At 43.1% G+C, this 9,753-nt stretch carries 9 protein-coding genes and 3 pseudogenes; all 12 read right to left on the bottom strand.

Annotation, left to right across the window (positions count from 1 at the left end; all coding sequences use genetic code 11):
- Positions 1–394, bottom strand: a pseudogene (locus DWX73_RS11995) (hypothetical protein); the annotation flags it as partial.
- Between the two features lie 40 nt (positions 395–434).
- On the bottom strand, positions 435–1,256 hold the full coding sequence (locus DWX73_RS11990) for a TPM domain-containing protein (protein ID WP_242996889.1): 822 nt from the start codon (positions 1,254–1,256) through the stop codon (positions 435–437).
- A gap of 16 nt (positions 1,257–1,272) precedes the next feature.
- Positions 1,273–2,370 (bottom strand): hypothetical protein, encoded by a 1,098-nt coding sequence (locus DWX73_RS11985; protein ID WP_118348978.1) that lies wholly within the window; start codon positions 2,368–2,370, stop codon positions 1,273–1,275.
- 33 nt (positions 2,371–2,403) lie between these two features.
- Entirely contained in the window at positions 2,404–2,823 is a 420-nt protein-coding gene (locus tag DWX73_RS11980) for a hypothetical protein (protein ID WP_118348977.1), read from the bottom strand.
- Between the two features lie 74 nt (positions 2,824–2,897).
- Positions 2,898–3,419, bottom strand: coding sequence for a hypothetical protein (locus DWX73_RS15235; protein WP_118348976.1), 522 nt, complete (start codon positions 3,417–3,419; stop codon positions 2,898–2,900).
- 38 nt (positions 3,420–3,457) lie between these two features.
- Positions 3,458–3,955, bottom strand: a complete 498-nt coding sequence (locus DWX73_RS11970; RefSeq protein WP_118348975.1) for a DUF4428 domain-containing protein — start codon at positions 3,953–3,955, stop codon at positions 3,458–3,460.
- A 33-nt stretch (positions 3,956–3,988) separates the two neighbouring features.
- Positions 3,989–5,345 (bottom strand): annotated as a pseudogene (locus tag DWX73_RS11965) (SPFH domain-containing protein).
- A gap of 84 nt (positions 5,346–5,429) precedes the next feature.
- Positions 5,430–5,663, bottom strand: a pseudogene (locus DWX73_RS11960) (MobA/MobL family protein); the annotation flags it as partial.
- A gap of 238 nt (positions 5,664–5,901) precedes the next feature.
- Positions 5,902–7,380 (bottom strand): hypothetical protein, encoded by a 1,479-nt coding sequence (locus DWX73_RS11955; RefSeq protein ID WP_118348974.1) that lies wholly within the window; start codon positions 7,378–7,380, stop codon positions 5,902–5,904.
- 40 nt (positions 7,381–7,420) lie between these two features.
- Positions 7,421–8,161, bottom strand: a complete 741-nt coding sequence (locus DWX73_RS11950; RefSeq protein WP_118348973.1) for a hypothetical protein — start codon at positions 8,159–8,161, stop codon at positions 7,421–7,423.
- An 18-nt stretch (positions 8,162–8,179) separates the two neighbouring features.
- Complete coding sequence (locus DWX73_RS11945) at positions 8,180–8,863, bottom strand: TIGR00266 family protein (protein WP_118348972.1); 684 nt, start codon at positions 8,861–8,863, stop codon at positions 8,180–8,182.
- Between the two features lie 41 nt (positions 8,864–8,904).
- On the bottom strand, positions 8,905–9,255 hold the full coding sequence (locus DWX73_RS11940; RefSeq protein ID WP_055283089.1) for a hypothetical protein: 351 nt from the start codon (positions 9,253–9,255) through the stop codon (positions 8,905–8,907).
- Positions 9,256–9,753: the final 498 nt, after the last annotated feature.

Raw genomic sequence — 9,753 nt, 5'->3', positions numbered from 1 at the left:
GAGACTCGCCTGTGTTTTTTCCCGCATCTGTGAACTGCAGAATATCTATCATCTGCTCGTAGTTACTCTCCGGGCAAGAAAGAAACAGATAATCCTCATCCGTATCATACACCGTGATATATTCTCCGTCTTCGCGATAATATGTACCATTCCAGGCAGACTGATTTGCCACTCTTTCAAAGCCCTGTCCTGCAGATTCCGTGATTTCTGCAATTTCTTCGTCAACCGATTCTGTCGTTTCCTCATGCTCCGATCCTGTCATCTGCTCGTCTGCCATCTCTGGTTCTTCGTGAACAGATTCTACGTTTTTCTCTTCAACCACTTCCGGCTTTTTCCCACAGGCTGTCACGGCTGCCATTGATAATACGATCACAGCACCCATCAGAATTTTCATGCACATACCACCTCCTTTTCCACGCAATTTTCAGCACCGTTTAAAACTTTCCACCACCGCCACCATGTGTCGTTCCTGAAGAAGAAGTATGGGTACTGCTTCCTGAACTGTCCTTTTCCGGCTTCTTTACCCGATCCACTTTACTGTACAGGAACAGATCCTGCTGGGTTGCAAGCTGCATACTTCCTTTTTTTACATAATTTGCTGCCGCTGTCTGTTTACGCACAGTTTTCAGCTGAGCCTTCATGCTGCCCACTATAAGAAAGGCTCCTACCAGACCAATCACAATACAGATAGGAAGTACCAGTGGTGACAACGGAGCATGGGGCAGATCCTTTTTTGAAAATGGATGACCTTCTCTGGCCATCGTGATCATCTGATCACACTCAGACGCATAGGTGTAGAATGCAGAAGCATAATTTCCAGAAGAAAGATCTTCTTTCATTGCACTTCCAAGATAGCTGATTCCCGCATCTGTAAAAGCGGTGATTCCATACCCACAGGTGGAAATATACCAGTCACTCTCTGCCATACTGATAAGCAGCAGCAATCCATCCCTGTTTGCTCCATAACCGTAGTCACAGTAATTATAAAGATCGTCCGCATATTCCTGAATATCGCTGTAACCATCCATGTCTTCCGACGTGATCAGTACAATATCCATTTTCTGTCGTTCACTGATCTCATTTAAGGTTTCAAGTAACTCAGACTCTTCCTCATAAGTCAGAAGATCTGCCATGTCTATCAGCCGTTCATACTCTCCCGTAAATCCTTCCGAAGCCATTGCCGCAGCCGGGAAAGACGATACAGCCAGAAGCACAGCAGCCGTCATACACGCAAGTTGTTTCAGCATCCTTTTCATCTGTCTTACCCCCTTTCTATAAAATACGTGCCAGCCACAACAGCCAGCTTATCCCATAAGCCACTGCTGCAATGGCAACTGTTGAAAGAAGCATCCAGCGGTTTGCCGCTTTCTTATCCACAGGAAGGTCTCCGACAAATTTTCCATTCTGTCCATTCATGGCAAATCGGTACTGATTTCCATTCCACGTGGTATTTAAAATCCATACCGGATACAGTGCATATTTAGCACTTCCATCATGGAACTGTACACTGCTTTGTTCCACAGTTACCGTGTTATATCCTTGCACTGTAGATCTGAAATTGTCTTCCGTTGATTTCTTCACGCGGACATTGGCACGTTCAATGCTTTCTTCAGCAGACACATCATATTTGTCAGCCATATAGCCTGCAAGATATGCTGTCTGGAATGGAACTGCTTCGCTAAAATCGAAGGGTTCGATCGATTCCATCAGATCATCTTCCATCTTACTGGAGCCATCTACCGGCACCCGCTCAAATCCAATGGTTCCGCCTCTGCTCAACATGAAAAACCGCGTCTCTGTGTAATCATACTTGCTGTCACTCCAGGTTCTTATCTTTGTCGCCCGATAACTGATATTGGCATCTACATTGGTGTCAAACAACCAGAACGGCACATATACTCCTTTAATCTCATCAATATGATTCTGATCTTTGAAAATCTTCGGAAGCAGACGTTTTCCATTCAAATGCTTCATGAGTCCTGCCTTCGCTGCCTTTTTGTCCAGCTTAAACGGAATCACATAATCCGGGCGGAGGTCTCCCGAAAACTGCCCCATCAAAACAATCGGATTGCCACAGTATGGGCAGGAAGAGGCCGCCATACTTTCGTCTCCCACGATCTCACCACCACAGGATTTACACTGATATGTACGCAGTCCCGTTTTCTCTCCGTCCTGCCACTCGCTTCCCGCCGCAGTATCCCACGTCATATCATCGCCCTGCTCCTGCTGCTTTAAAGCGTCATCATATCCCTGCAGCGCCTCCATCTCAAATTCTGTATCACAGTAGGGGCACTTCATCTTCTGAATGGCACTGTCAAAAACAATGGCACCGCCACAGCATGGACATTTATATTCCTGAATATTTCCCATACTCTGTCCTCCTTTCATTCTCTCTTCCTGAATTTACTCAAACCATGAGTCAACCGGTTCTCTGAATTCCGCCGCGGTCAGCATAGCTTCCAACAGCTCCAGAGATTTCTGATAATAGATATCCGGATCATTCTTCATGGTATTCGTAGCAGCTGCTAGTTCCACCGGATCCGTCAGTACACTGTCATCCACATAGGTGGTCGCATACACATCATAATTGGTACTCTCAGTGATCTTAAGACGCAGATAACTGCTCACATATCCATAGAACGAGGTCTGTTTCATAATTCCAGAATATCCGGCAATGGTACATTCCTCGTACCCTTCCGCTTCTTCCTCTTTTGGTTCGTTCACTTTTGTTTCTTCTTCTGTTGTCTCTTTCGTCTCAGGCTCAGCAGCATCGGTCTCTGCCGGTTTATTACCTCCGCCGCATGCAACCAGGCCAAATGCCATAATCACTGCCAGTACAACTGTTAAAATTCTTCTATTCTTAATAAATCAGCAGGCTTTTGCTGCTGTTTTCTCTGCTAGAATGGACTTCCACACTGCGGGCAGAATTTCGGTAGATGTGTCGGATCTGTCGGCTCCCAGCCACAGTTGCTGCAGCGGAGATGCCGTGCTGCCGGCTGCGGAGAACCACAGTTCTGACAGAATCTTCCTGTATTTGTCATACCGCAGGAGCAGACCCAGCTTCCATTCTGCATCATGTTCGGATTCTGCATTCCTGCCTGACCCTGCATCATATTCGGATTTTGCATACCGGCCTGTCCCTGCATCATATTCGGATTTTGCATGCCGGCCTGTCCCTGCACCATTCCAGCACCAGCCATGCCAGCGCCTATTCCGTTCACAACGGAATTGACGAATCCCTGACCATCTGCCATATTGTTGATCACATTCGCTGCTACACCTCTTGCTGTCGGCTGACCGGTCAGAACAGCTACGATTTCATCTGCCATCTGCTGATATTTACGATAATCCATATTATACTCCGGATGTACCATACTCTGGCGGCGGCTGCCCATCATTCTTCCCATGCCGGCACCCATACCGGTAACCTCATCTACAATCTCAATATCACTCGAGTTCAGGCGGAAACGAATCTGGCTGAACCAAGGATGTTTGACTGAAATCTCAATATAGAAGTTATAGGAATAGCAGAATCTCGGTGGATTATAACTGACTTCCTTTCCCTGGCATCCTCCTTCTTCAGTTCCGTGTCATCCACCTGCAGATCCAGATTACAGGAAATTACATCGGAAAGAGGAATGATATCCGGATTCGCCTTTAAAATATCGCTGGAAGAGGTGACAACAAAACGTTTTCCAAGTTCATCAACCATCACCTTCATCCGATCACCGATGATACGGGTTGCCCGGAAGCTTGCGATCTGACGCTGGTTTTCTTCACGATAAGCCAGCTGCTGTTTGATCTCTTCCACCGTAGAAGATTTTCTCTCAGAGAAAAACGGGGAAAGCTTTGCTGCACAATCTTTACAGAGATTTCCATCCTCTAACTTTCGGTTTCCAAGGAGACCAATCTTTTCTCCACACACATCACAATACTTTTTATCAAAAAATCCCATCTTGAAACCTCTCTTCTTTTTGTCAGGTAATTTTTAGTTTGTAATATCTCCATCATCGAACGGATCACCGCACTCCGGACAGAATTTTGGCGGATGTGCCGGATCTTCCGGTTCCCAACCGCATTTATCACAACGGTATAAAGGTGCTCCGGCCGGTTTCTTTGCGCCACAGTTCTGACAGAACTTTCCTTTATTCACCGTTCCACAGGAACAGGTCCATCCGTCACTATCTGCCGGCTTTGGTGAACCACATTCCGGACAGAATTTTCCGGTAGCTGTGGCTCCGCATTTACACGTCCAGCTTCCTGCTGCAGGCTGTGGTGCTGCTGCCGCCTGTGGCTGTGCCGGCTGTGGTGCTGCTGCCTGGTTCTGCTGCTGACCCATTGCAAACAGGTTCTGTGCATTCATGCCGCCCATTCCGCCTGCATTCATAGCCATACCCATGCCCATGAATCCGGTCATCGCTCCTGCATTGTTGTTTGCTGCTGCTTTCATAGCATCGATCTGTCCTCCTACCAGGCGGGCTGCCGCAGTATTCGGATTGGTTGTCATTGCATTTTCTTCCCACTCGGTAAGTTTCAGACGCTGATCATCCGGAATACTTAAGGAATTGATATTAAATGAAAATACCTCTATACCACGTTTTTCCTTCCAGGTTTTTGAGAGAACATCATTCAATGCATCAGAAAGCTCCAGGGTGTGTGCCGGAATTTCATAATACTGAATTTTCTTTGCAGAAAGAGTTGCCAGTGCCGGCTGCAGAGCTGTCATCAATTCACCCTTTAAGCGAGGTGCAATCTCCGTACTTTCATAGTCGCTTTCTACATTTCCGCAGACATTGGTATAAAACAGAAGCGGATCACTGATACGATACGTAAAATTACCGTTACAGCGAAGATCTACTGACAGTTTATATCCCAGCTCTTCATTTACAACCACGCGGAACGGAATCGGTGTCGCTGTTCCATAAAGGATCTCTCCCATCTCTTTTGTGTTAATGTAATAAACACGCTGATCCTTTCCAGTATCTCCGCCAAATGTGAAACGTTTGCCGACTACCTTGAACGTCTCACGAATGCTCTCTCCCAGGTTTCCTGCAAAGATACTTGGTTCTGAAGAAGTATCGTAGGTAAATTCACCCGGCTCAGCACAGACCTCAACGACCCTGCCCTGTTCTACGATCAACATACACTGCCCATCTGCAACTGCGATACCACTTCCATTGGAATAATGTTGTCATTTCCTTTCGTATTGGACGAACGTCCTGTTATACGTTTCTGTCCTTTTGTTACCAGTACATCTTTTCCCAGCGCCTCACAATAGAAAAACTCTTTCCATTGATCCGCAAGTGTGCCGCCCAATGCTCCCATACCAGCTTAATCAGTCCCATAAACAAATCTCCTTTCTCTTTGTTTTCACTTTCTATCTGAAGTCAGCATATCAGTTTTTACAGAAAAAATATATGCGAACCACTGGTAGCAATTTTCACTTCTGGATGTTCCAGCATTTTCCATTCGCTGAATACGAGATGAATATGGTAATTGGTCATTTTCTTGTTATGGAGAAGTGCCGCACTGCATTCCACATCGTACCTTCTATGAAAGCTGTCCGTGAAAAGCCTTACCACATCATCTGCCTTGTACTCAACAAAACTTTCCGGAAGTGCAATGATAAACTCCCGTCCTTCAATACACTTCCCAGCTGTTCCGCTTGTATTCAGTGTTATCGTATGGATTATGGCATGGACCAAAAAAGCACTCGATAAAAAGGAGGGGATCCTGATGTTGATCCTCTATGCCATTTATGTTATATATATCTGTATACGATAAATATGAAAATTGATTCACTGATGTGATAAAATTCTACCTTTATATTGGAAACAGGAAACAGAAAAATCACTTGTCGGCAGATAAATTTCTGCCGACAAACGATTTTTATTTTTTCAATTAAAATCCTGTCAATCTGAAAAACATCAATTCATTTGCTGATCCGTCGTCTCGTTCCTGTGTCAGCATAATTAACAGAGAGCCGTCATCTAAAAGCTGCATATCTTCCAGCCATGGATAACTGACACCAAATATGTCCTCTGTAGAAATTGCACCTACGTGCGTTCCATCTTTTGCCCAAAATTGTATTTCACGCATATTTCCATCTGCAGCCACAAAACCATTTTCTGTTTCCGCCATGCCTGTAATGGAACCGAGCTTGTCCGGAGAACTGATATCTTCTCCACCTAATTTCAAAAGCTGATTGCCATCATAATCATAGACAACAATTTTTGTGCCTTCATCTTCCACAGCCATGGAGCCGGCAACCATAATATGACTATTCGTGATCTGTACGTCATCTATCATAGAAAACAGTCCCTTGCGTTCTTCATCGTTATTTAATCCGGTCAGTATCCACGGTTCTGCCGTCAGGTTACCGCCTTGATTCGCAATCTTCTGAGTATCACTGTTCACCCAGAAACTGATTCCCCATTCTCCGGATGGATGCATATTCAGATCTCCGTCTACTGTTGTCTGAAGTGCCTTTTTCCCATCTTTTACGCCAATTACATCTCCAATTCCAGGCGAAAGATATAACATTCCACTGCTGTCCCCAGACAAATATTCAAAATCATCGTCTAATTCCATCGAAGATACGAATTCAAGTCCACTTTCTGAATATTCATAAGTATCCAGTTTGTTCTCCAGCAAATGGAACACTTGATTGCCCTGTTTTACAAACTGATGATCCATAATCTGCATAACTCCCTGTGCTTCTTTAAATGGGATATATTCCGGAACGATTGTATAAGAACCTACCATCTGCTCTGCCAATACAGGTTCAAGAGGCTCTCCCTCCCATGGCCATGGTGCGTCTTTATTTCCTTCATCCTCTAATTTCAGCACAATTCCTTCCAGCAATTCTTTGTCAGAATCATCTATTTCCTGTCCTTTTACTCTGATATCATAGGATGTGCCAGACTGTTCATAACGATACATATACGTTTTTTCTATGGAATTACTTTCCGGCATTGCTGTATATTCTGCATTTCCTATTGTTACAGTGTCCATTTTCCCTTCAGCATATGCCTCTAAATCCACTCCAAAGTCAATTAAACTCTTTCGATATGTATATGAATCCTCCTTGGTCGCTTCTATAGAAATGACATTCTCGGATCCATCTGCTGTATCTCCATCAAAAAATCTAACGTAAGAATATTCTTCATCTTTCTTCATATTCTCTTTATCGTAGTTCCATGCCTTCGGATAATACACTGTAAATAAACTTAATTTAAGACTTTCTCTGTCTTTAAATTCTGTTTCTTCCTGCTCTGCTTTTTCCGATTTTTTCTTCTCCGGATTCTTTTTTTGTCCACATGCCACTATCATCATCATGCATATCATGATACACAGCACACACCACAGTTTCTTTTTCATGGCGTCTTCCCTCCTTTCATGATTTCCACATCCTTTTCAGTTATTCACTGTCACTTTTTACACAGTGGAATGTGTAGTAGTCATCATCATCACTGTAGTCTACTTTCAAAGTACCATCGTCATTTATCATCACTGTAAGAGATGGATTTTCTGATTCAATCGAACAATATCCCAGTGCAACTGACCATGGGAAATTCCCAATCTCCTCTCCTTTATAAATAACTGTTACATTACGGTCACTTTTGAAATCAAGACGCAGTGCATCATTGATGTTGTCTACTCCTTCCATAGAAGTCTGAGGCCCGTCTCCTAAAAGTTCTTCCACGCTTTCTGCAGCCCACTCACCTATGACTGCATTTTCCTCCTCTGTCAGATAGAGTGCCGGATCCATTGCATCCGTTCCATCCTTTGCAAAAATCACCTTTACTCCCATCTCCAGCATATCGTCAAAAGAAATGATATCTTTTCCGATGGTTCCCACCATTTTTTCTCCTTCGATGCTCAAGGTAAACTGATCATCTTCGACAGACCATTTTCCATTTCCGGTAGTGTCTCCGACTGAAAAGGATACTTTTCCGCCATTTTTCACTTCAAATTCAAAATCTCCTCCGAAAACTTCATCTATGCTGACGGACATTCCCATCATTTGAGCAGACACCGCTACCCATTTCCCTTCATACGGGTTCTTCTCTCCTGTTTTTCCGGAGCCTCCACACCCGGTCAATATTATCATACTGATGATAAGCACTAGTCCAAATAACAAATTCAACTTCTTTCTCATAATCTTCTCCCCTTTCAATTACTTCTTATCTGCAAAAAAAGGAGTCAGCAATTCTGCTACCTTACTGATTGGCATTGTCTGCAAGATCACCTTTCCCGGTCCTTTCACAACGGTATTAAAAATGCCTTCTCCTCCAATCAGCATATTTTTTACTCCTTTTACAGCTACAACATCCATAGTGCAGGTTTCTTCCATTGCCGCTAAGTACCCCGTACTGATCAAAATTTCCTGTCCTGCACTCAAATCATACTCCACTGCATGTCCATCAATTTCTACAAACGCGGTTCCATTTCCGCTCAATCTCTGCATAATGAAACCTTCTCCTCCAAATATGCCTTTCCCTAATTTTTTCTGAAAATGCATGGACAGTTCTACGCCTTCTTCTGAAGCAAGGAATGCACTTTTCTGCACGATCATGGAGTGACCGTTGCTAATCTCCAATGCTTTGATCGCTCCCGGAAAACTTGATGCAAATGCAATCATTCCGTCTGCACCTTCTGCGGTATATCTGTTTTGAAACGCAGAATCACCAGACATCATTCTTCCGAACATTTTCTTCATTCCACCTCCGGAAACCGTCTCCATTTTCATGTTCGGGCTCATCCAGCTCATACTTCCGCTTTCTGTGATCATAGATTCTCCTGCTGCTAATTCACATACGACAACTGGTAAATTTCCTCCTAAAATCTCATATTTTTTCATAGTAAAGTTCTCCTTTCTTTTTCGTTTTTCTTTCTTCGTTTTCATCCTACAACAGTACCTTTTTCATTAAGTTTTGCGGCGCATTGCACACACATATCCAGATCATCACAGATCAAAAAGCAATGGTCACATACAAGACGCTTACATATCGGACAAATATTAAATATTTCTTTCGCCTGATTCAATGCTTTTTGAAATGCTAAATTCTTTTCCCGGTCATAAAGCGTATCATAAATAATCTTCCGATTTTCATTTTCCGGTTTTTTCCCCGCTTTGGAAAAACGAATTGGTGTGCTTTTCCATACTGTTTTACATTCCATGCAGCATAGTGAAAAGCAAAACTCATCCGGTGTAGAACAATCTATTAAATCCTTTTTCGTAATATATTCCACATTTCAACCTCCTTGTTAACCTCCTTGCTCTATCACCATCCTATTCTCAGTTCTCCCTCCTTATCCATTTCCTTTATTTTTTTCTTTTATCGGGCGGCCACCATTTCGTAATGAAAGCGTAGCAGATACGGAAAGCAAATACTATGGTCGCCATTCGTATATTTTGCTTATTTTCCAAAATACGAACGATTAGTATACTATATATAGTGTTTCTTTTTTATCTATCTACTATATATGCGCAATTTCTTTTTTGTAAAAATGTAAACGATATCTGTCGGTCAAACTAAAAAAGAGCCTGTACAGACAATGTCATTAAGTTAATTTAAAAATTAAAAAAAGCAGAATGCAAGTAGGTAAAATCTCACTTGTATTTTGCTTTTTTCATTTTGTTATCTGTTTTTTTGCACGGCAAACAGACAGATGGATTGTACATCTGTCTATAATCCTATATAATGATGAATGGTTATGCTACCCTGTATAGAAAACTTACTGACGCCT

The sequence above is a fragment of the Coprococcus sp. AF21-14LB genome, assembly GCF_003458885.1.
Lineage (GTDB): Bacteria > Bacillota > Clostridia > Lachnospirales > Lachnospiraceae > UBA9414.
Note: the sequence above shows the minus strand (reverse complement) of the source record. Positions and strands in the feature narration are given on the sequence as shown.

Coding starts and splice junctions, on each gene's coding strand:
- DWX73_RS11990 (WP_242996889.1), bottom strand. CDS start 1,256: ATGAAAAGGATGCTGAAACAACTTGCGTGTATGACGGCTGCTGTGCTT.
- DWX73_RS11985 (WP_118348978.1), bottom strand. CDS start 2,370: ATGGGAAATATTCAGGAATATAAATGTCCATGCTGTGGCGGTGCCATT.
- DWX73_RS11980 (WP_118348977.1), bottom strand. CDS start 2,823: ATGGCATTTGGCCTGGTTGCATGCGGCGGAGGTAATAAACCGGCAGAG.
- DWX73_RS15235 (WP_118348976.1), bottom strand. CDS start 3,419: ATGGGTGCCGGCATGGGAAGAATGATGGGCAGCCGCCGCCAGAGTATG.
- DWX73_RS11970 (WP_118348975.1), bottom strand. CDS start 3,955: ATGGGATTTTTTGATAAAAAGTATTGTGATGTGTGTGGAGAAAAGATT.
- DWX73_RS11955 (WP_118348974.1), bottom strand. CDS start 7,380: ATGAAAAAGAAACTGTGGTGTGTGCTGTGTATCATGATATGCATGATG.
- DWX73_RS11950 (WP_118348973.1), bottom strand. CDS start 8,161: ATGAGAAAGAAGTTGAATTTGTTATTTGGACTAGTGCTTATCATCAGT.
- DWX73_RS11945 (WP_118348972.1), bottom strand. CDS start 8,863: ATGAAAAAATATGAGATTTTAGGAGGAAATTTACCAGTTGTCGTATGT.